Source organism: Kitasatospora sp. NPDC001660, from assembly GCF_053596725.1.
Genome location: NZ_JBSFGU010000061.1, coordinates 1 through 19,024, shown reverse-complemented (window position 1 = coordinate 19,024; position 19,024 = coordinate 1). Strand labels below are relative to the sequence as shown.

Sequence of the window (19,024 nt, the reverse complement as noted above, 5' to 3'; positions counted from 1 at the left end):
CCCGACCACGGAGGCACCGCCATGACCAGCTCCCGCACCGCCCGCTTCGCCGCCGCCTACGCCCTGCTGCGCGTCGGGGCGGACGTCGGTGACCACCTCGTCCAGACCGACCACTGTGCCCGTACCAAGGGCGCTACCGACGCCGCCCCCGTCACCGGCGACGACGGCACCGTCCACGGCACCACCGCTGGCCGCCGGGCGTGCGCGATTCACTGCCTGACCTACTCGGCCACCCAGGCCGGGGCCCTTCTCCTCGGGGCCCGCGCGCTCGGCCTGCGCCTGCGTCCGGGCCAGGTGGCTGCCGCCCTCGCGGTCAGCGGGCTGACGCACTACGCGATCGACCGCAGGGTTCCGAACGGCCTTCTTCAGCGGTTCGCGGAGGCCACCGGCAAGGGCAACTTCTACCGCCTCGCCGACCACGGCATGAACGGCGCGTACTGCATGGACGGCGCCGTCCACCACGCCTTCGAGACCGTCGCCGCCGCCGTCCTCGCCCGCTGTCAGCCGCTCACCAGCACCTGTCAGACCCGAAAGGAATCCCTGATGAGCACCAGTACCACCTGGACCGTCGCCTGGCCCGAGGGCGTCCTGGCCCGCTACCTGACCGTCGGCGGCGCCCACGTCGACCTGATGACCCGCCGGTTCCGTACCAACTACACCGCCCAGGGCCGCCCCTACGTCAGCGACCGCTGGTACGAGGTCGACGGCTTCACCTGGACGTGCCGGGGCTGCGACACCCGCGGCTCAGTGAACGCCTTCGGCGACCCGTACCTGCCGAGCGAGCGGAACAAGGCCCACGAGGACGCGAACGGCCACGCCGCGGCCTGCCGCTCGATGGCCCGCCCCGGCCACTGACGCACCGGAGTTCTCCGGGCCGTGATGCTGCCCGCCACTGCGTCCCGCCGCCGAGCCATCCAGGCTCGGCAGGCGGGGCGCAGCGGCGAGCGGCGCGGCCGCCCGGCCGGACCCCGCCGCACGAACCGGAGGACCGATGAGCCTCATCCGGATCCTCACCGAAGCCGCGGCCCGAGGCGCCGCCCTCAACCCCCAAGCCGCGCAGCTCGCCCAGGCCCGCGCCGACCAGCTGCGCGCCGGACTGGACTGACCACCGCCGGACGCTGACGCTGCCCACCACCGCGCGCCCCACTCATCGGCCAGCCAAGCCGGGAAGCGGGGGTGCGGTGGTGCGCGGCGCGGCCGCCCGGCCGAATCCGCTGAAGAGAAGGAAGAGCATGAAGCTGACCATCGTCGTCCAGAACCTGCAGCGCGGAGGCTTGCGCGCCGGTGACGGCTCCCCCGAGGACCGCTGGCCGCTGCTCGCCGAGCGGATCGCCAAAGCCACCCCCGACCTGGTGCTGCTCCAAGAAGCCGAAGGGTGGACGGACGCCGGACACCGCCAACTCGTCCGCGCCGAGCAGGACCTCGGCCTGGACGCGCTCCTCGCTCCCAGCCGCAGCGGCCGCGGCACCGCACTGCTCTACCGGCGCGAGACCCTGGGCCGCCGTACCAGCTGGACCACCGACTACGCCGCCGACGAGACCCACCACGGCTTCGGTACCGCCGGCTTCCCCATCCCCGGCCTGCCCACCCCACTCGCCGTCACCAGCGTGCACCTCACCCCGTACAGTGCGGACCGGGCCGTCGCCGAGGCCGACTTCGCCGCGAGCAGGACCTACCGCCTCGGTCCCTACTGCATCCTCGGCGGCGACATCAACTACCCACCGCTGGCCGGCCCCGACCCGGCATGGCACCGCATGCGTCCCTACAACTACGGCTCCCGCACCCTGCTCTCCGACCCGGCACTCGACCAGCAGCCCGCCCCGGACCGCCGCGTCGCCTGGAAGCTCGCCGCGAACGGACTGGTCGACGTCGCCTGGCACCTCCGCCAGCAGACCGACGACGACGACCTGCTGCGCCGGACCGGCAGCGACGACCGGATCGACCAGCTGTGGGTCTCCGCCCCACTCGCCCCGGCCATCGACTCCTACACCCTGCTCGACGACCCGCACGGCGCGAGCGACCACCACGGCCTGGCCGTCACCCTCGACACCGACCGCATAGACACCAGCCGACCGTGGACGTACCGGTGACCGCGCGCCGACCGGCCTGACGCCGACACCGCGGCTCCGGGCAGTGACGCTGCCCACTACCGCGCCCCGCCGCCGAGCCATCCAGGCTCGGCAGGCGGGGCGCGGTGGTGCGCGGCGCGGCCTCCCGGCCGGACTCCGCGACTAGGAAGGCACACCCTCGGTGCGTATCGAGATCACCTCCTTCGGCCACCTCCACGGCCCCGCCCCCGCCGCGCACCTCGTCCTGGACGTCCGGGACCACTTCCGCGACCCCCACCACGACCAGGCCGTCCGGCACCTGACGGCCCGCCACCGCACCATCCAGGACAAGGTGGCCGCCACCCCCGGCATCCCGCAGCTCCTGGACGCCACGGTGGCTGCCGCCCGCGCCTTCGCCGCCGGACCCGCCGCCGACACGGTGCCGCTGACCATCGCGGTCGGCTGCGCCGGAGGAAAGCACAGGGCCGGCTACCTGGCCAACGAGCTCGGCCGCCGACTGGCCGCCCTCGGCCACGACGTTCACGTGGCGCACCGCGACATCGACAAGCCGGTCGTGGACCGCCCGCTCCCGTCGCTGACCGCCACACAGCCGGCCAGCGACGACCCCACCAGCGCCTGGACCTGACCAACACCACCAACCCGAGGAAGGACACCCTCCGCGATGACCGACACCACCCCGACCACCGGCACCGAGCAGCCCGCCTGGTACCAGAAGGCCGAGTCCGCCTACCAGGCGCAGCGCCTGGACCGGCAGACCGACGAGTACCTGCGCCTGCGGCGCCAAGCCGACCAGGTCAACGCCCGCCTGGCCGAGCTCGGCATCACCCCGATCCGGCCCGCCGACGTCGCCCCGGGACTGGCCCTGCAGCCGGCGCTGCTGCTGGACGCCGACGACGAGCGCGAGCTGTACGAGGTGTTCGCCACCTGGGATGACGACAGCGGCTCGGTGGCCGTGGCTGTCCAGGACTTCTGGGACCCCTGGTCGGGCGGACCCCGGATCTCCCGGCCTCTCACCGATCTGGGCGACGTCGTCGCGGCCCGGCACGAGGGCGCTCCCGCGCCTCGGCCCGTGCCGCAGGATCTGCGGGCCAGCGCGCTCGCCGCCAGTCGCCGGCTGAATGCGGACCACCTCACCCCGGACGGCCACGCCGTCGCCGAGCAGCTCGGTGGGCTGACCGCCGCCGTCCTCCACCTCGCCGACGCCGTCACCCGCGCCCACGACCGGGCCTGACCGTCCGGACGCTCACGCTGCCCACCACCGCCCCCGCGCCACAGCACGAGAGCGCGGGGGCGGTGGTGCGCGGCGCGGCCGTCCGGCCGACACCACCCACGAAGGAATGGATCACCATGTCCAAGACCACCGCTGCCGCCCCGACCTTCGCCAGCCTGGCTCACCGCCACGGGCGCGCGCTGGCCTACATTGCCGGCCGCGACAACAACCCCGTCCCCGCCGACCCGACCAGCATCGACGACGCGGCGCTGGTCGCTGTGGTGGCCGACGCCGCCCAGTTCCTGACCCAGGCCCACCGCGACGAGGACGCCGAGACGCTGGAGCTGGCCGCGGCCTACCTCGCCGATGCCCGCACCGCCGAAGAGGCTGACCGGCCCGTGCTCCTGCGCCAGGCCGAGAAGCACCTGCGTGACAGCTACGACATGGCCTGCGAGCTCGCTGACGAACTCGGCGACGAGCACGACTTCTGACGGGCCTCCGTCCGGGAGCTGACGCTGCCCGCCACCGGCCCCATGCCACCAGCACGACGGCATGGGGCCGGTGGCGCGCGGCGCGGCCGTCCGGCCGACACCACCCCACGATCTGGGAGGTGACGCCCATGAGCGTCATCGGACAGGAAACCGGCATCGCCCACGGCACCATGAAGGGCTACCGGCAGCACATCTACCGCAAGGTGCCCGCCACTGCGGAGTGCGGCTGCCTCGAGGCGCTGCGCGAGGACAACGCCCGCCGCAGCAACCGCCCGGCCAGTCTGCGCAGCGCCGAGCAGCGGGCCTGGGCGTTGGCGAGGTCGGCTTGAAGAGACGCACGGCTGACCGGCGAGCTGGCGGCCGGGTCCTGGCCGGCGGGTTCGAGTTCGGCGGCGTGGACCAGGGCCAGGAGGTCGCGGTGCCTGTAGAGGAAGGTGCGGTCCACTCCGGCTTGTCGGGCAATGCCCGAGACGCTGATCGGGGCGCCGTCCTTCGTTGCCTGCTTGATCACGGTGGCGACGCGTTGTCGCCTGCGGTCGGTGTCGGACTGGCGGCTGTCGTGCAGCGCGGGGATCATGTGGTCCTCCAGGGGTGGATGTCAGGCAGGGGCTGTCGGACTTTCGGCAGGCCGAGCATGACGGTACGTCCGCGGCGGACCACGGCGACCGCCTCTTCGGTCTGGGCCTGGTCTTCCGAAGTGAGGTCGTCCAGGTCGGCTTTGACCCGAGTGATCAGGCGCCGGACCCGGCGGATCTCCTCTTCGGACGGCATGATCTCCGAGCGGGCCCAGTCGTCGGCCTCGAACGCGGACATCAGCCGCTCGCGGCTGCGCAGCAGGTCGGCGAGGTAGCGTTCCAGGTCCGGCAGGTAAGAGATGTCGGTGCGGAAGTGGTCGCAGCCCACGCAGCGGAACCGCAGCGGGCAGGCGTGGCCACCGGCCGCCACGTTGGACGGTTCCAGGCAGACGCCGTAGGCGGTGGCGACTTCGCCGATCGCCCGGCGGACGTGCTCCGAGTCCAGTAGTCCCTGGACCTTGCGCCAGACGCGGTTGTCGTGCCGGTCGAACTGCAGGGCGGTGACCCGGTCGACCGCCTCGCGCTTGCGTTCTTGGCCGACCCGGTAGTAGCCCTCGGTTGTCGACATCTGCCGGTGGTCCATCAAAGCCTGGAGAACGTCCGGGGTGGCCTGGCAGCGCCTGGACCGCCTCCGGGACGCCATCGACGACTCCGGCAGCATGATGAACAGCACCTACCCCGCGAGCGCCGTCGACTACGCGCGCTGGTCCCGCCGCCCGGAGGCGCTCACCGGACTCGACCCCCGCCGGACCACCTCGCGCCCGGCGAGGTCCTGATGGCCACCGAGGTCCTGCTCGCCCTGGTCGGCGTCGGCGGCACCATCGCCGGCACCCTCAGCGCCGCCCTTCTCCAGCACCGGGCCGCCCAAGCGGGCCGCGCCGCCGACAACGCCCAGGAGCAGCGCCGCGAACTCATCCAGGCCGTCACCGCCCTGATGGCCGCGCTCGCCGCCCACCGCCTCGCGATGTACGCGCGCGAGCGGCTGCGGCTCACCGGCGCCGATGAGTCCGTGTACGCCGAGGCCCGCTCGGAGAGCCACCGCACCCGAGGGGAGATCACCGCACCGCTGGTGACCCTGTCGATCCTCGCGCCCGCGCTGGCCGACGTCGCCAACACGGCCGAGCAGGCCACCTACGCGATGCGCGGCGCCGCCGACCAGGCCGCGCTCGACAAGGCCCGCACCGCGGCCACGACGGCGCGCGTCCGCTCTGGTCACCGCCGCCGCTGAACAACTGGCCTGACCACCCACCCGATTACCGACCCCGAAGGAGCGCCCATCATGAGCGACTGGCGCAAAAACCTGACCCCCGACGACCACACGATGATCGCTGCCCACGCTCCGATCGCCCCGGGGACCCTGGTGGTGCTCATCGGCCCGGCCGGCTCCGGCAAGAGCACCTACGCCCGCGCCGTTCCCTCCAGCCAGGTCGTCTCCCTCGACGACCTCCGCGCCCTCGTGACCGGAGGCGACGCTGGGGACCAGGACGCCACGGCCGAGGCGGTCCAGATCCACGACCTGGTGCTCGAAGCCCGGCTGCGACGGAACCGCACCGTGGTCTGCGACTCGACCAACGTCGAACAGGCCGTGCGCGCCCGGCTGGTCGAACGGGCCCGCCGCCACGGCCGGCGGCTGCTCGCCATCGCCTGCACCGCCCAGCTCGACCTCTGCTTGCGCCGAAACTCGCTCCGGCCGCCCAGCCGGCGGGTGCCGTACGACATCGTGCGCTGGCAGCACCAGCTCGCCGTCGAAGCCCTCCCCGGCCTGGCTGCCGAGGGCTTCGACGAGGTCCGGCTCTACCCGGCGGTCAGCCGCGCCGGGCGCTGACGCCGCATACCGGCCCCACGCCCCGCCCACGGCACCCAGGACCGGCGGCGGGGCGCTCGGCCGCTCCCCCGCACCGATTCCACCGCCGAGCCTGGAGGACCACATGCACCGCACCGTCATCACTCCCCGCCCCGACAGCCCCGCCTCCCAAGCCGTCGGCTTCGACCTGGACGGCACCCTCGCGATCGACCAGGGATGGCAGGGCGGCCGCATCGGCCTGCCACAGCCCGGCGCCATCGAGGCACTGCGCGCCGTTGCGGGGCAGCGCGCCGTTTTCGTGTTCACCGCCCGTCCGCGTCACTGGCTGCCGGAGATCGCCGACTGGGTCACCTGGTACTTCGGGCTGGAGGCATTCGTCGATCCGGCCGAGGACCGGGCGTACTGGACCATTGTCCCTGCGTAGTTGCAGTGTGCGACAGCGCCGGGGGACCCGATACGAGCAGGCCTCGCTGCTAGCGCCTAGCTAGTACTGGAAAAGTACTTCCGGGTTGTTCGGCGAGGGGCCGTCCAGCAGCGGACGGTGGATCCTCTTCAGCGTCTGGTCGAAGAACGCTGTCACGTACTCGCGGGTGATCTCCACCCCGCGTTCCGGGGAGAGGGGCGGCGTCGGGAACCCGGCCTGCTCGTGAAGCAGGTCCAGGTCGGAGAAGCTGAAGTGGTCGGCGCCGGCGACCGTCAGCCACTTCTTGTAGCCGCCGAGGGCGGCCCAGGTCTGCCCCCACGTGGTGTCCCCGCCGCCGCCGTCGGCCTCGCCCAGCATGAGGAACGGCCGGTTGATCTGGCCGGGCATCGGGGCCGGGTGGAACTTGCCGTCCATGTTCACTCCGGCCCGTACTCGCGGGTCGGCGATCATCGTGGCGGCGGCCGCCGCTCCGCCGATGGAATGTCCGGCCATGCCGATCTCGTGCTTGTCGATGAGGTGTGCCAGGCGCCACGCGGTATTGCCATGCGTCAACTGGTCGATCAAGAAGGACACGTCCCGCGCGCGGCTGGCGGGGATAGAGTCGATCAGCGTCGGGTCATCGCAGATCGCGCACGGCGGCGTCTGGCCGTTCGCCAGCGTCTTGCCGCTGTCCTCGTAGGTGTCGCCGACGAGCGCGACGACGTAGCCGTGACTGGCCAGGTCGGTCGCGAGCGAGGTGAGCGTGATGCGCGGGTCCTCGTGCGCGGGTGAGAGGACCACCAGCGGATACTTGCCGCGTTGGGGCCGCGCGCCGTCGAAGGCGTGAGTGGTGACGCTGGAAAGGGTCTGTGGGGTGACGCCGGAGCTCGCCGGCAAATTCTGCCGTTGGACGATTCCGGCTGCCTCGGCGAGGGTCATGTAAGGGGCCGGAGTCCCGGTTCCGGGGACGGCCGGGTAGACCATCGTGACGGCCAGTTGGCGGGGGCCGGATGACGGCACCCACGGGTCAAGACGGCTCGCGTCGGTGAGGTGGATGACGTCCTCGCCGGCGGCGTAGGGGCCGGTCGGCGCGGGGAGCGTGCCCTGGAAGGACCGCGGGGGCGCGGCGGCAGCTGTGGCGGTGGTCGCGTGCACGGTGGACGGCAAGGTGGTGGCGGCGAGTCCGGTGCCGGTCGGGGCCACTGATGCGGCGAGAGCCAGGATTGCGACAGCGCTGATACGGCGCTTGCGGTTCGAGGTGGTGTTCACGGGCACGATCCTGCCCGGCCCCGCCCTGACGCTCGATCACACTGGTTTCCGTCTTGAGGGTAGTGCTGGCTACACCCTGAGATCCCGAGCGGCGCGAGGTTCCCATCACGGGCATCGTCGAGCGCCACCTTCGTCTTGGCCTACGACGAACACGACGCCAAGTCCTACCGCTGGACCTACGACGGCAGCCCACTCCAAGCCGCATGAACCCCCGAAGGATCAACGCGGCGTTGCACTAGTCCTGCGAGACATGTTGCTCGCGCGACACGGGCGTGCCGGAACAAGGCTGACGGTGGGCGGCCCGATTCTGGTCACCAGCACCAAGCTGGGCGCCGCCGCGTACGTGGACGACCGCGCCGTCCACCACGCCGGCAACTGGACCGAAACCCTCGCCACCGACACCTTCGCCACCGTCAGCCGAGCGATCGGCCTGGGACGGGCCAGTGTTCTCGCCCCAGTCTGATCCCCAGCACAGTGAAGGGCCCGCTTCCATCGGTGTCGAAGCCGATGGAAGCGGGCCCTTCTGCGTTTCAGTGGCCTGGCGGGGAGACGCCTGCGGCGATGCGGTCGGAAGTCGACCATAACCCGGTTATACCGGGGCCCTTCTTGGGATCCGAAGTTGTGGCGGTGTCCCGGCCTGGCGGCTATAACCCGGTTATGGGCCGCGCTCAAGGAGGGAAGCTCCCCAAGATGCCCGGGGCAAGTACACGTCCTGCTTGTCGGCCATAACCCGGTTATAGGGAGCGTCAGTCGCGGAGGTCCTCGATCAGTGCCTCAGCCAGCTCGTACATCTCCGTCTTGTCGAGCACCAACCCGATGGCGGCGACGAAAGCGCTGATGTCATGCCAGTCGACGTCCGGGACCGACGATGCCGATGCGAGAGGCGCCCGCTGCTCCGGCACATCAGCCGCAGCCTCGGCGAGCACCACCGGAGCGTCACGCCGCTCGTTGCCCGCAGCGCTGCTATCCGTGGCGGGTTCCCGAGGCGATCGTTCCACCGAAACAGGGCGGGGACCCGAAGTCTCCGCCGGAGTTGTGGGGGTCGGTGCGGCCACCTGCGCCCGTCCGGGAAGCGGCGCTGGCTTCTCCGGAGCCGGGGCTTGGACAGGCTGCTGCAGCGAGACTTCGTAGGCGCCGAGCTGCTGCTCAGGCGGCAGGCTTGTGTAGGCGCGGGCAGCCTTCACCCCGAGTTCGCCGGAGTTCACCTTGGCCTGGAGCTCCGGCACCAGGTTGAGCAGCGCGATGCGGAAAGACACGAAAGCCTGGGTCTTGCCGATGCCCTTGGCGACCTTGCTCTGCGACATTCCGCGGCCGGTCGGAGGCTTATCGGTAAGAACCTGCAGGGTGTGGGCCTCCTGGATGGGAGTGAGGCCCACGCGCAGGAGGTTCTCGGCGACCGCCCACACGAGCGGGTCCTCCGCGGCGTTGTCGTTGATGACCGCAGGCACCTCGGTGAGGCCGGCCCGGCGGGCGGCCTCGAGGCGGCGGTGCCCCGCCACGACGACGTACTGGTACCCCGCGATCCCCCCGGAGTGGCGCGGATTGTGCCGGAGGAACTCGGCCGCAGTACAGACGGTCAGCGGGGTGATTACGCCGACGGCCTCGATGCTGGTGACCAGGTCCAGGAACTCCTGGTCGGTCTCGTCGATGGCCCCGCGGGGGTTGTCGGGGTTGTGCGAGATCTGCCCGATGCCGAGGACCGGAGCCTTGGGCGCGGCGTGGGTGGGCTCGTCGAGGGGCTCGCCGTCGAGCATGTCGGCAAGGTTGACGCGGCGGCTCATCGGGCGGATCCGTTCAGGTTGAGCTCCAGGGCCAGCTTGAAGAAGTCCTCGCGGGCTTCGAAGGAGGCCCGGTTGGGCTTGTACTGGGTGACGACCAGGCCTTCCGCAGCCGCGCGGGAGTGGACCTTGTAGTGCCGTACGACGGTCTTCGCCAGGGGGAAGCCGTTCTTCTCGACGAACTCCTGGGTCTGTCGCAAGTCGACGTCTCCGTCTCGCGGGTCCCAGTTGTTGACGACAACGGTGTACGGCAGGCCACGGGGCTCGACGATCTGGCGGACCGTGCGGACGGTCGGCTTGAAGCCGAGGGGCTCCGGCTCGATCGGCAGGATCACGCTATCGGCGTTGTCCAGTACAGCACGGAGGATGTCCGCGGCCTTGCCGTCGCCGAGCGGGTCGGCGTTGGTGTCGTCGTCGGACAAGTCGAGCCAACCCGGGGTGTCGACGAAGATGTGCCGGACCGACTTGACGGCGCGCAGCTTGCGCAACGACCCGAGGTCGTTGTGCGCCTGGGTGAAGAGGAAGGGCAGTTCGTCGCCGACGCGGTTGGACCACCAGGCGGTGGACCCCTGCGGGTCGACGGAGACTGCGAGGACGGGAGGTTGTTCGCCAGCCTTGCGGCCGATGACCTCGGCGGTGACCGCAGCGAGGTTGACGGTCAGCGTCGACTTTCCGACGCCGCCCTTCTGGTTCAGAAGGACATGCACGTGTGCCATGGAAGCTCCGTGTGATTCCCAGTTGGCTGGTACTTCGGACCGCCACAGGATGCCAGAAGATCCAGTTCAGGGCACATATGGGTGGGTGTGCGGGCGTGGCGCACCGCACGACGGAGCCCCCGTCAACGATGTACACGGACAACCCCGCGCGCAACAGCGACTCGGTGCTGGTGGCGGGATCCAGTTTCCGCGCTGCTCCTCGCGCTAGGCCGCTGGCGCGGCGCGGGACTGGCCGAGTCACATCGGCTGCCTGATCGCCGACGGCAAGATCCGTACCGCCTGACCGAGCCACGGGCCCGAGGCCGGGACTTTCGGCCTCGGGCCCCGTCGTGCGGCGTGTGCCTCCCCGCTGCGCCCGGGCGCCCTTGACGGCCTGTCAGCGGAGCGGAACGGTGGAGGTGCAAGGATCCGCAACCGGCTTGGCAGGAGGAGCGGTCATGGCACTACGGTTCAGGGGGGGGCATCGACCCGGACACGCCCAACGGTGGCTCTCCGACCGTGTGGTTGGAGGATGAGAAGGCGGAGATCGTCATTCAGGGCTGGCTGCCCGACATGGAGATGTACCGCGTGATCAGCGAGACCGAGTGGGTGGAGGGTCACCCCACCGGCGTCCCGGACCACGAGGGTGTCGTCCGGATCCCGGTCCGGATGATCCCGTTCCTGCGAAAGGTGTGCGATGAAGCCGAGCGTGCCGGACTTTGGCGCCCTGCTGAGGAGCGCTGAGCGCTCCGCGTGCCACCTGGAGATGCGCGACTCCTACATGGACGACCCGGTGTTCGCCGACTGGCGAGCCGGCCTGCCGGTGGATCGCCCCGAGGCGTACGACTTGCCCGAGGAGTACACCGCCTGGGCCGGCATCGTGAAGGAGACCATCACCCGAGGGGTGGTGATGCGCCGGGCCCGGATCGTCTCGGAGCCGGTCACCGCCTACATCCGGTGGGAGCACGCGATCACCGAGCGGCACAACGTCGCGCTCGGCGAGCAGGTCCGCTGGCTGCCCAGGTCGAAGGCGTCCGACCTCGCGCTGCCGGGCAATGACCTGTGGCTGGTCGACGAGCGCCTGGTCCTGTACCACTGGTTCACCGGTGACGGGGAGTGGGCCGGTCACGAGGTCACCGAGGATCCGGCCGTGGTGAAGATGGTGACCGGCGCCTTCGAGGCGGTGTGGGAACGGGCAGTCCCACACACGCAGTACACCGTCTGACCCACCCGTCCACCACCACCCGCCGGGCAGCCAGCACCATGTCGTCGTCCCCGTCGTCCAGCGTCATCGAGGCGCGCAAGGCGCTCGCCAACCGCCTGGTCGGCCTGCGCAAGGACGCAGGCCTGACCGGCGACGAGCTATCCGCCCGCTGCGGGTGGCACCCAGCGAAGACCTCCCGGATCCAGAGCGGCAAGTCCGCCCCCTCCGAGGACGACCTGCGAGCCTGGTGCACCGCCTGCAGCGCCGACGACCAGGTCCCCGACCTCATCGCCGCCGCCCGCGCGGTCGACTCCATGTACACCGAGTGGCGCCGCATGGAGCGCACCGGCCTGCGCGCCGCCCAGGAGTCCGTGGCCGCCCTCTATCGCCGCACCAGCCTCTTCCGCGTCTACGCCAGCCGCGTCATGCCCGGCATGGTGCAGACCCCCGAATACACCACCGCCGTGCTGCGCGCGATCCAGCGCGAGCGCGTTGCCGTCGACGACGTCGAGGACGCGGTCGAGGCCCGGGTGGAGCGGCAGCGGATGCTGTTCTCCGGCCGGCACCGCTTCGGCCTGCTGATCGAGGAGTACGTGCTCCGCGCCGCGGTCTGCGACCCGGCGACGATGGCCGGTCAGCTCGGCCACCTGCTCGCCGTCTCCTCCAGCCCGTTCGTCAGCATCGGCATCATCCCGACAGGACCGGGCCGGCCGCACCTGCCGGTCGAGGACTTCTACATGTTCGACGACGCCGAGGTGGCGGTCGAGCTGACCTCCGGATACCTGCGGATCACCCAGCCGCGCGAGATAGCCGAGTACGTCCGCACCTTCACCGACCTGGCATCCATAGCCGTCCGCGGGGTGAAAGCCCGTCAACTGATCACCGCCGCCATCACCGCACTGGGGTGACAGGGCGCAAGATGGCGCAACTTCGTTGAGCACTCCTGGCGGCGCTCCCTACCGTCGTTGATGCCGCCCGGTGCGAGGACCTGACCGATCCCCCTCGGCACCGCGGACGCCCCGGGCGGCGCCCCACCCTCCGACGCCCTGGAGTACCGCCATGCCCGCGAGCAGACCGCAGCTTCGACAACCCGGCGGGCGGCCGGCTCCGAGATGGTGGTGATCACCTTCTTGCCGCGCACGGCGCCGGCGATGCCGAGCTCGCGCATCAGGCGCTCGACCGTACAGCGGGCCACCGCGTGGCCCTGTCGGCCCAGCTCCCGCCAGATCTTCCGGGCCCCGTAGACACGGTAGTTGGCGTGGTAGACCTCCTTGATGAGCTCCTTGAGTTCCTCGTCGCGCACGGTGCGGGGGGCCGGGGAGGCCAGACGCCTGCGGTGGGCGTAGTAGGTGGAGGGGGCGATACTGCAGCCGTGCTCGGTGAGCACGCGGCAGATCGGCTCGACGCCGCCGAAGCGGTCCCGGTGCTCGTCGATGAACGCTACGAGCGCAGGTGTGGCCGGTCGAGCTCGGCCGCGAAGAAACTCGCCGCGGCCTTGAGGATCTCGTTCGCGCGCTTGAGTTCGGCGATCTCCTTCTTCATCGCCTTGATCTGCGCGGACTCCTCTGTGGTCGTGCCCGGGCGCTGCCCGGAGTCGACCTGGTCCCGCCGCACCCAGTTGCGCAGCGTCTCGGCGGAGCCGATGCCCAGCTTCTCCGCGACGGCTCGCAGCGCAGCCGACTCGTTCGGGTGGTCACCGAGGACCTCGGTGACCATGCGCACCGCACGACGGCGCAGCTCAGGCGGGTAGGACGTGGGACGTGCCATGACTCGATTCCTTACACGAAATCGAGTCCCCACCGAACCCGGGGCGGTTCAACCCAGCACCACGAACACCATCCTGGAGTGATCCGCTACACCACTCGGCGGGACACGACCCGGGGCTTGCCGTTGGAGCGCGGCCGCGTCCACGGCGGGCTGGTGAACAGCTCCGGCAGCGAGTCGGATCGAACCTCTGGCACGCGGTCACCGAGATCGGTGAGTGGCTCGACCAGGGCCGCCTGCCCCGGCGGCAGCTGCGGCAGCAGCTCGAGCGCGATGGCGCGGTGGGCGGCGAAAAAACCGTAGAGCCGCCGCCCCAACTACGCGCCCTTGACCGAGTAAAGTCCTGCCATCAGACACCAAGGTGGCCTCCCCAAGACCAATTACGAGGAGGCCACCCTTATTCGTCAGAGGATCCCAAAGGTGGGACACGGACCAATAGTCAACGCTACCAGTCCAGGGTTGCCAAATCCTCGCCGGTAGCAATCCGATAGCCAGATATTACATCTCCGGAAAATTCAATGACGTACATATCATCGTCTTCATGGCCGCAAACCGGGCAGCGCTCGGGATAGGCAATTAGATCAAATCGTCCAGCTTGCCTCTCCCCTTCGCTATTTCCACCCCATTCGACAGTGGAGCCGAGTGAGTAAACTTGCATGCGCATGCTTCCGAAGCGGAACTGGAGCATGAGGTGATCAATGCTTCGGCAGTTTCGGCAAGGATGCAGCGCGGCAACATCCAGGCGGCTGTACACTCCCACTAGTACCTCTCATTCGGATACCCCAGGTCATTGAGCCTCTTATAAAACTTGACATCATTTGTAATGATGGTCAAGCGGTCTTGCCCTGCAGAATCTGCAACAAGTGCATCGTCAAAGCGCAGGATCGGCTTATTATTTCCCTTCCATAGGTCGGATATTTCTTGCTGCCAAGCCTGTGCCGCGTCCTTCGTTGACTCTGCCCCGATTCGGCCTCCTCGCCGGGAAAGCCAATCCATCACCAGGCTCTCGGGATGTCCGCCGTCAACAGTAGATTCCTTGAACGCTTGCGGCGAAATTACGGGGGCACCCGGCCGCCCCCGGACGCGGGTAGTCCTCTCCCGTCCGCGCCCACAGCAACAGCTCGTCGGCGAGAACGCCGACGTTGATGTCGCCCAGCTCGTTGGTGCGCATCATCAGCCGCAGCGCCTCGGCCACTCCGGCGGTGACCAGTGCCCAGTCGTCCTCGGGCAGGACGACCTCGGAGCGCCAGGTCGTCAGGCGCTGCGGGCGCTGCCGGTATCAGGTGACGATCGCCTCCGCCCACGGCCAGGCGTCGGTGAACGGGTGGCGGCCGCCATTGGCGGCGGCGTACCGCTCGGCGTGCTCCTGGAGCTCAGTTTCGGGATCCCACATGACGGCAGTCTGCCCTGCCCGCCGGCCGGCAGAACCGCACTTGCACCTTCTCGCCGTCGACGGCCCCTACCCGTTTGGCACCCCGATCCGAAAGCCCGAGCCGTTCGGCATGGTGCCGGACACCGAGGCCGGCAACCACGCCTTCCCCACGGCACCTGGGTGACAGGATGTCAGCCATGAGTGATCAACCCGCCCGTCCGGCGCGGCGCCCGCTGACCCAGCCGTTCTCCCACCCCGACACCGCGGTCGACCAGCCGCTCGGCGAGCGGCTGCTGCCCGTGGAACGCTCGCCGTTCTCCACCCCGGCCCCGGGCACGCCCGACGCCGCGCCCGGCCAGGCCCCCGCGCGGGGCGGCCGGCGGCGCCTGGGCCCCGGCGGTCTCGCCGCCCAGACCCCCGCCTGACAACACGCCGCAGCGGACCCGGCGGGCCGTGCCCGGCTCAGACCGGGGCCACGGATCAGGGGAAGGCCGTTTCGTTGCCGCAACGGAACGCGGCGCCTTGGCGGGGTGTCCGGCGCCCTCGGGTTTCGTGGCCGCCACGAAACCCGAGGGCACCGGACACCCCGCCATCTTTTGAACCGCGGGGAGCGGGCCGGCCCCGGGCGCCAGTTTCGTTGCAGTGCAACGAAACGCCTAGGGTGTGCGGGTGACCATGGACCAGCCGACGCTTGTTGACCTGCCCGAACACGCCCCCGCGTGTCTGGAGTGCGGGCGCGCGCTCCAGGTCGCCGCAACAGGACGGCCGGCCCGGTACTGCGGGGCGACGTGCCGCTCGGCCGCGCACCGCCGGCGCCGCGCCGAGGCGGCCCAGGCCGCGCCGCAGCCGACGGTCCCGGCGCCCCGCGGCCGGCTGATGGAGCTGGCCGCCGCCGTCCAGGAAGCCACCAACGCCCTGGCCGACGCCCTCGACACCGAACCCGGCGAAGCGGCCGACTCCGCGCTCCAGACGCTGCGCGCCGCCGCCGCCCACCTGCTGGACCAGGCGGCCCTGGAACGGGCGGCCCGCAACGAAACCCCGAACGAGAACAGCACGGACGCCGCCCAGCCCGCCGCGCGACCCGGGGCCACGGACAACCAGTTCCGTCGCGGCAACGAAACTCCCGCCAGCCCGGACGAGCCGGAGGCCGCCGGGTTCCGTGACGGCGACGAAACCGGCGGCGCGCGGCTGCGCGACCTCGTCGACCAGCACCTCGCCCAGCAGACCGCAGACCAGCCCGCCCCGCCGACCACCGAGACCCCGGAGCCGCCCGCGGAGCTCACCGTCCCCACCGACCCGATGCTGCGCCGCCTGCCGGACACCGACGTGGCCGTCGCCCTGGACCCGCGCGTGTTCGGCGACTGGTGGTCGCTGGCCGGCTGGACCGTCAACCCCGACGTCTGCCTCGTCCTCGGCGAGGGCCACCAGGTCGGCTGGACCGAGCGTGCCCTGCCCGGCCTCGAAGCCGGGAAGTGGGTGGCGGTGTACGAGGGCTACTTCATCGGTGACCAGGCCACCCAGGAAGCGATGCTGCATGACACCCCCGAGCAGGCCGCCCGCACCGTCCAGCAGGCGTACCTGCAGAACCTCTGACCAGCCCGCCAGAGCAGCGGGAGACCACCCGCCGGAGACCATCAAGACGCGCCCGCAGACCTTGATGGATCCCTTGACGCCGCAGGTCAACGCGCCCGCCCGGCGGTAGCGGACCCCGCGTCCCGGGACCCGGCGCGGGAAACCGTCAAGGTTCCCGACGGATACCTTGACGGCCTTCCCCACGGTGACTCCGGTCACGGACATACCGGGAGGACAAGGGGCAGGACCGGGGCAATCCGGGCGGGACAACCAGCCTGGTCCAGGGGTGGGACAACGCCTGGTCCAGACATCGGTCAAGGGGGTGATGTGCATCGTCGGGCGCACCCGGGCACACCGCCCGGTTGCCAGGGCCGGCCATCGCGCCGCCCCGGCCCGCTCCTGACGGAAGGCCACCTTGATGACCGCCACCACACCGCCCACGCCCGCGATTCCGGGCCCGCCGGACGGGACAGGACGCCCGCGCAGCGGCCCCGCGCGGCTACGCCGGCCCCATCCGGCCCCGGCGGTGATTCCGCCCCGCCAACAGGCCGTCAAAGCCCCGGGCAAGCACGACGGTTCCCCCGGCTGCTCCCCGACGTCTTCCCCGACCATCTCCCCGACCACCGCTCGCGCGGCCGTTTCGCACGTTTCCGCAGGTCAGCACCGTCAAAGCGGTTTCCCGGGAATCCCGGAAACCCCTTACTCCCCCTCATACCTCTGGTTGTTGGTGTTGGCGGTTGGTGGTGGTCGGGTGTCGGCGGGGTTCGTCGCGCTCCCGGGCCGCTGTGGCCTTCCCTCCGCCGGCCGGGCGGCCTCGCCGCCGGTGGGCGGCACCGGTGCGGGCGCCGGGGGTGGTGGTCGGTGGCCGGGCGGGCTGTCGGAGGTGTGCGGTATCGAGGACGGGTCGGAAGATCAGCGGGAGCAGCGGGGAGCGACGGCATGAGTGACGATCAGGAACGCGATGGGTGGAGCGGCGTCCAGGAGCACGGCGAGCGCAGCGACCTCCAGGAGCACGGCGACGGGCGGGCGCGGGCGGGGATGCCGAAGCAGCGGACTGCGTTCGTGCGGGCGAAGGCCTACCCCAACGGATCCACCAACCCGCTGCGCGAGAGCATCCTCCAGGTGCTGGGCGTGCTGAAGGCCGCGACCGTCAAGCAGGTCTGGCAGCTCGCGCAGCCCGGCCATGAGCAGCCGAACACTGTCGCGAGCGGGCTGCGGGACCTCGCGCTGAACCGGCTGGCCGAGCAGCGCGGCAAGACCGCCGGCCTCAAGACGAAGCCGGACCCCGGGGGCGACGACGGCAGCGACGTCCAGGCCGCGCCGAAGGTGAAGACGACCAGGCGTCTGCCGGTGCGCCCTGCGGGGGCTGGGGCGGTGATCTGGGGGCTTACCGAGCTGGGTCTGGACGCCGCTGCCACCACGCTGCCCAGGGGGCGGAAGATGGGCAGCAGGGCCCGCTCGCTCGGTCGCGGCACCGGGGCCCCGCACGCGATGGCGGTCAACGACGCCATCGTCGCCATCACCTGCGCCAACACCCCCGGCGGCGGCATCGGCACGATCGCCGACTGGACCACCGAGGACTCCCACCCCCTGCCCGCGGGCCGTCAGCAGATCGCCGACGCGGTCCTGACCGCCCCCGGCGACCGCGTGCCGGTGCTCCTGGTGGAGGTCGACCTCCACAACGGCGACAACGCGAAGATCGCCAGGAAGTTCGACGGGTACGCCGAGTACTTCGCCCTCACCTACAAGGACCCCACCCACCAAGGGCACCCGTCCGCGGTGAAGCAGCTGCCGGTGTGGCGGCGCAAGTACCCCACCGCCCCGGCGAAAACGCTGCCGCCGATCGCCCTCGTCCTGGCCGGCGCCGGCGAGCGCGCCCTGCTCAACACGATCAACGAGGTCCAGGCCCTCACCCGCCGGCACTGGCGGCCGAACGGCGACTTCGACTTCACCGCCCGGATCCCGATCCTGGCCTGCACCCTGGAGGACCTGAAAGCCAAGGGCCCGCACGCGCCGATCTGGTGGCGCTTCGGCAGCCACCAGTGGCAGACCCTCACCGACGCGCTCGCCAACCGCGACTACCTCACCCGTACCCGCGCCCGCCTGGCCGCAGAGAAGCAAGCCGCCCAGGACAAGGAACACCAGCGACTGGAGGCCACCCGCTGCCCCGGCTGCAACCGCCGCGAAGACGAGTACGACTACAAGCGCGGCGCCAGCGACGGCACCGAGCTCTGCCACGACTGCCAGAAGGAAGCCGACGACGCTCGCGAGCGCAACGAGCTGCTCGCCGCCCGCCGGGCGAACGCGGCCATGCACCCCTGCTACACCTGCCGGGGCTCCATCGGCGGCAAGCCGGACTCGATCGCCGAACTACGCGAACCCGCCGACCCGTACCGCCTGGAATGCCCCAACTGCGCGTTCAAGCGCAGGAACACCGGCCACCCGCCGATCATCCTGCCCCTGCCCACCAACCGCGACCGCCGCCGCGCCGCCGCCGGCAAGCTCGACGACCCGTACTGGCACATCCGCCTGCACCACGTCGAGAAGTACCCCGACCGCGGATGACCCCGGCGGGTCTCCTCACGGGCAGCGGCCCGCAGAGGGGCTGTGCGGGCCGTTTGCGGGGGCGATCTCGGTCTCGGGCTGGACTCGGGGGTGCCGAGAAGGGCGTCAGGCTGCCCCCCGGCGACACAGGCCCTACCCCCATCTACACGGCGTTGCGGCTAGGACGCGTATTCGGTCGTGATCAATGGGTTCGGGTGAGGTCCTTGATCCAGATCATTGCGCCGCGAAGGTGAAGGCCGGCGAGGTAGCTTTC

The 19,024-nt window shown here is 70.9% G+C and carries 24 protein-coding genes and 2 pseudogenes; 17 read left to right on the top strand and 9 right to left on the bottom strand.

The window, feature by feature from the left end:
- Positions 1 to 21: 21 nt before the first annotated feature.
- The 6 genes from ACWCXH_RS35740 (at position 22) to ACWCXH_RS35715 (ending at position 4,099) form a co-directional block, all read left to right on the top strand.
- Entirely contained in the window at positions 22 to 855 is an 834-nt protein-coding gene (locus ACWCXH_RS35740; RefSeq protein WP_449805671.1) for a hypothetical protein, read from the top strand.
- Between the two features lie 377 nt (positions 856 to 1,232).
- The gene (locus ACWCXH_RS35735; protein WP_449805670.1) at positions 1,233 to 2,090 is read left to right on the top strand and encodes an endonuclease/exonuclease/phosphatase family protein; all 858 of its coding nucleotides are present in this window, start codon (positions 1,233 to 1,235) and stop codon (positions 2,088 to 2,090) included.
- A 160-nt stretch (positions 2,091 to 2,250) separates the two neighbouring features.
- A complete protein-coding gene (locus ACWCXH_RS35730; protein ID WP_449805669.1) occupies positions 2,251 to 2,694 on the top strand; it encodes a RapZ C-terminal domain-containing protein in 444 nt (147 codons plus the stop codon).
- A 36-nt stretch (positions 2,695 to 2,730) separates the two neighbouring features.
- Complete coding sequence (locus ACWCXH_RS35725; protein ID WP_449805668.1) at positions 2,731 to 3,300, top strand: hypothetical protein; 570 nt, start codon at positions 2,731 to 2,733, stop codon at positions 3,298 to 3,300.
- A gap of 116 nt (positions 3,301 to 3,416) precedes the next feature.
- Positions 3,417 to 3,770, top strand: coding sequence for a hypothetical protein (locus tag ACWCXH_RS35720; protein WP_449805667.1), 354 nt, complete (start codon positions 3,417 to 3,419; stop codon positions 3,768 to 3,770).
- Between the two features lie 128 nt (positions 3,771 to 3,898).
- Positions 3,899 to 4,099 (top strand): hypothetical protein, encoded by a 201-nt coding sequence (locus tag ACWCXH_RS35715; protein WP_449805693.1) that lies wholly within the window; start codon positions 3,899 to 3,901, stop codon positions 4,097 to 4,099.
- Positions 4,100 to 4,128: 29 nt separating this feature from the next.
- On the opposite strand, the pseudogene ACWCXH_RS35710 reads toward ACWCXH_RS35715, so the two are convergent.
- Positions 4,129 to 4,347: pseudogene (locus tag ACWCXH_RS35710) on the bottom strand (DUF6262 family protein); the annotation flags it as partial.
- Positions 4,344 to 4,913 carry a hypothetical protein gene (locus ACWCXH_RS35705; RefSeq protein WP_449805666.1) on the bottom strand — a complete coding sequence of 190 codons (570 nt, stop codon included), beginning with the start codon at positions 4,911 to 4,913 and terminating at the stop codon, positions 4,344 to 4,346. The pseudogene ACWCXH_RS35710 and the gene ACWCXH_RS35705, both read right to left, overlap by 4 nt.
- A 37-nt stretch (positions 4,914 to 4,950) precedes the next feature.
- Between ACWCXH_RS35705 and ACWCXH_RS35700 the strand changes: the two genes are divergently transcribed.
- The 4 genes from ACWCXH_RS35700 to ACWCXH_RS35685 all read left to right on the top strand — a co-directional run bounded on the left by ACWCXH_RS35700 (position 4,951) and on the right by ACWCXH_RS35685 (position 6,573).
- A complete protein-coding gene (locus ACWCXH_RS35700) occupies positions 4,951 to 5,121 on the top strand; it encodes a hypothetical protein (protein ID WP_449805665.1) in 171 nt (56 codons plus the stop codon).
- Entirely contained in the window at positions 5,121 to 5,573 is a 453-nt protein-coding gene (locus ACWCXH_RS35695; protein WP_449805664.1) for a protein kilB, read from the top strand. The genes ACWCXH_RS35700 and ACWCXH_RS35695 overlap by 1 nt, the downstream gene beginning before the upstream one ends.
- Before the next feature lie 51 nt (positions 5,574 to 5,624).
- The gene (locus ACWCXH_RS35690) at positions 5,625 to 6,170 is read left to right on the top strand and encodes an AAA family ATPase (RefSeq protein WP_449805663.1); all 546 of its coding nucleotides are present in this window, start codon (positions 5,625 to 5,627) and stop codon (positions 6,168 to 6,170) included.
- A gap of 103 nt (positions 6,171 to 6,273) precedes the next feature.
- Entirely contained in the window at positions 6,274 to 6,573 is a 300-nt protein-coding gene (locus ACWCXH_RS35685) for a hypothetical protein (RefSeq protein WP_449805662.1), read from the top strand.
- A gap of 60 nt (positions 6,574 to 6,633) precedes the next feature.
- Here ACWCXH_RS35685 and ACWCXH_RS35680 read toward each other — a convergent pair whose 3' ends face one another.
- Positions 6,634 to 7,821 carry an alpha/beta hydrolase family protein gene (locus ACWCXH_RS35680; RefSeq protein ID WP_449805661.1) on the bottom strand — a complete coding sequence of 396 codons (1,188 nt, stop codon included), beginning with the start codon at positions 7,819 to 7,821 and terminating at the stop codon, positions 6,634 to 6,636.
- Between the two features lie 292 nt (positions 7,822 to 8,113).
- Between ACWCXH_RS35680 and ACWCXH_RS35675 the strand changes: the two genes are divergently transcribed.
- On the top strand, positions 8,114 to 8,284 hold the full coding sequence (locus ACWCXH_RS35675; RefSeq protein ID WP_449805660.1) for a hypothetical protein: 171 nt from the start codon (positions 8,114 to 8,116) through the stop codon (positions 8,282 to 8,284).
- 283 nt (positions 8,285 to 8,567) lie between these two features.
- Here ACWCXH_RS35675 and ACWCXH_RS35670 read toward each other — a convergent pair whose 3' ends face one another.
- Positions 8,568 to 9,602, bottom strand: a complete 1,035-nt coding sequence (locus ACWCXH_RS35670) for a ParB/RepB/Spo0J family partition protein (RefSeq protein WP_449805659.1) — start codon at positions 9,600 to 9,602, stop codon at positions 8,568 to 8,570.
- The gene (locus tag ACWCXH_RS35665; protein ID WP_449805658.1) at positions 9,599 to 10,315 is read right to left on the bottom strand and encodes a nucleotide-binding protein; all 717 of its coding nucleotides are present in this window, start codon (positions 10,313 to 10,315) and stop codon (positions 9,599 to 9,601) included. Before ACWCXH_RS35665 ends, ACWCXH_RS35670 begins: the two co-directional genes overlap by 4 nt.
- Before the next feature lie 504 nt (positions 10,316 to 10,819).
- On the opposite strand from ACWCXH_RS35665, the gene ACWCXH_RS35660 reads away from it, so the two are divergent.
- The 3 genes from ACWCXH_RS35660 to ACWCXH_RS35650 are packed head-to-tail and all read left to right on the top strand — an operon-like array spanning position 10,820 to position 12,406.
- The gene (locus tag ACWCXH_RS35660; RefSeq protein WP_449805657.1) at positions 10,820 to 11,038 is read left to right on the top strand and encodes a hypothetical protein; all 219 of its coding nucleotides are present in this window, start codon (positions 10,820 to 10,822) and stop codon (positions 11,036 to 11,038) included.
- Positions 10,992 to 11,519 carry a DUF6879 family protein gene (locus ACWCXH_RS35655; protein ID WP_449805656.1) on the top strand — a complete coding sequence of 176 codons (528 nt, stop codon included), beginning with the start codon at positions 10,992 to 10,994 and terminating at the stop codon, positions 11,517 to 11,519. The genes ACWCXH_RS35660 and ACWCXH_RS35655 overlap by 47 nt, the downstream gene beginning before the upstream one ends.
- Before the next feature lie 38 nt (positions 11,520 to 11,557).
- Positions 11,558 to 12,406, top strand: a complete 849-nt coding sequence (locus ACWCXH_RS35650) for a helix-turn-helix domain-containing protein (protein ID WP_449805655.1) — start codon at positions 11,558 to 11,560, stop codon at positions 12,404 to 12,406.
- A gap of 182 nt (positions 12,407 to 12,588) precedes the next feature.
- On the opposite strand, the pseudogene ACWCXH_RS35645 reads toward ACWCXH_RS35650, so the two are convergent.
- From ACWCXH_RS35645 to ACWCXH_RS35630, 4 genes and pseudogenes are all read right to left on the bottom strand, one after another.
- Positions 12,589 to 13,265, bottom strand: a pseudogene (locus ACWCXH_RS35645) (IS3 family transposase); the annotation flags it as partial.
- Positions 13,266 to 13,351: 86 nt separating this feature from the next.
- Complete coding sequence (locus tag ACWCXH_RS35640) at positions 13,352 to 13,579, bottom strand: hypothetical protein (RefSeq protein ID WP_449805654.1); 228 nt, start codon at positions 13,577 to 13,579, stop codon at positions 13,352 to 13,354.
- A gap of 128 nt (positions 13,580 to 13,707) precedes the next feature.
- Positions 13,708 to 14,016 carry a hypothetical protein gene (locus ACWCXH_RS35635; protein WP_449805653.1) on the bottom strand — a complete coding sequence of 103 codons (309 nt, stop codon included), beginning with the start codon at positions 14,014 to 14,016 and terminating at the stop codon, positions 13,708 to 13,710.
- A 267-nt stretch (positions 14,017 to 14,283) separates the two neighbouring features.
- A complete protein-coding gene (locus ACWCXH_RS35630; protein ID WP_449805652.1) occupies positions 14,284 to 14,457 on the bottom strand; it encodes a hypothetical protein in 174 nt (57 codons plus the stop codon).
- A gap of 374 nt (positions 14,458 to 14,831) precedes the next feature.
- On the opposite strand from ACWCXH_RS35630, the gene ACWCXH_RS35625 reads away from it, so the two are divergent.
- The 3 genes from ACWCXH_RS35625 to ACWCXH_RS35615 all read left to right on the top strand — a co-directional run bounded on the left by ACWCXH_RS35625 (position 14,832) and on the right by ACWCXH_RS35615 (position 18,771).
- The gene (locus ACWCXH_RS35625; protein WP_449805651.1) at positions 14,832 to 15,059 is read left to right on the top strand and encodes a hypothetical protein; all 228 of its coding nucleotides are present in this window, start codon (positions 14,832 to 14,834) and stop codon (positions 15,057 to 15,059) included.
- Between the two features lie 244 nt (positions 15,060 to 15,303).
- Positions 15,304 to 16,227 (top strand): hypothetical protein, encoded by a 924-nt coding sequence (locus ACWCXH_RS35620; RefSeq protein WP_449805650.1) that lies wholly within the window; start codon positions 15,304 to 15,306, stop codon positions 16,225 to 16,227.
- A gap of 918 nt (positions 16,228 to 17,145) precedes the next feature.
- Complete coding sequence (locus ACWCXH_RS35615) at positions 17,146 to 18,771, top strand: replication-relaxation family protein (RefSeq protein ID WP_449805649.1); 1,626 nt, start codon at positions 17,146 to 17,148, stop codon at positions 18,769 to 18,771.
- Positions 18,772 to 19,024 lie beyond the last annotated feature (253 nt).

Bases quoted from the DNA above. Each gene is read 5' to 3' on its own strand.
- ACWCXH_RS35720 (WP_449805667.1), top strand. From the start codon at position 3,417: ATGTCCAAGACCACCGCTGCCGCCCCGACCTTCGCCAGCCTGGCTCAC.
- ACWCXH_RS35625 (WP_449805651.1), top strand. From the start codon at position 14,832: ATGAGTGATCAACCCGCCCGTCCGGCGCGGCGCCCGCTGACCCAGCCG.
- ACWCXH_RS35655 (WP_449805656.1), top strand. From the start codon at position 10,992: ATGAAGCCGAGCGTGCCGGACTTTGGCGCCCTGCTGAGGAGCGCTGAG.
- ACWCXH_RS35735 (WP_449805670.1), top strand. From the start codon at position 1,233: ATGAAGCTGACCATCGTCGTCCAGAACCTGCAGCGCGGAGGCTTGCGC.
- ACWCXH_RS35650 (WP_449805655.1), top strand. From the start codon at position 11,558: ATGTCGTCGTCCCCGTCGTCCAGCGTCATCGAGGCGCGCAAGGCGCTC.
- ACWCXH_RS35715 (WP_449805693.1), top strand. From the start codon at position 3,899: ATGAGCGTCATCGGACAGGAAACCGGCATCGCCCACGGCACCATGAAG.
- ACWCXH_RS35725 (WP_449805668.1), top strand. From the start codon at position 2,731: ATGACCGACACCACCCCGACCACCGGCACCGAGCAGCCCGCCTGGTAC.
- ACWCXH_RS35690 (WP_449805663.1), top strand. From the start codon at position 5,625: ATGAGCGACTGGCGCAAAAACCTGACCCCCGACGACCACACGATGATC.
- ACWCXH_RS35615 (WP_449805649.1), top strand. From the start codon at position 17,146: ATGAGTGACGATCAGGAACGCGATGGGTGGAGCGGCGTCCAGGAGCAC.
- ACWCXH_RS35740 (WP_449805671.1), top strand. From the start codon at position 22: ATGACCAGCTCCCGCACCGCCCGCTTCGCCGCCGCCTACGCCCTGCTG.
- ACWCXH_RS35705 (WP_449805666.1), bottom strand. From the start codon at position 4,913: ATGTCGACAACCGAGGGCTACTACCGGGTCGGCCAAGAACGCAAGCGC.
- ACWCXH_RS35695 (WP_449805664.1), top strand. From the start codon at position 5,121: ATGGCCACCGAGGTCCTGCTCGCCCTGGTCGGCGTCGGCGGCACCATC.
- ACWCXH_RS35685 (WP_449805662.1), top strand. From the start codon at position 6,274: ATGCACCGCACCGTCATCACTCCCCGCCCCGACAGCCCCGCCTCCCAA.
- ACWCXH_RS35670 (WP_449805659.1), bottom strand. From the start codon at position 9,602: ATGAGCCGCCGCGTCAACCTTGCCGACATGCTCGACGGCGAGCCCCTC.
- ACWCXH_RS35665 (WP_449805658.1), bottom strand. From the start codon at position 10,315: ATGGCACACGTGCATGTCCTTCTGAACCAGAAGGGCGGCGTCGGAAAG.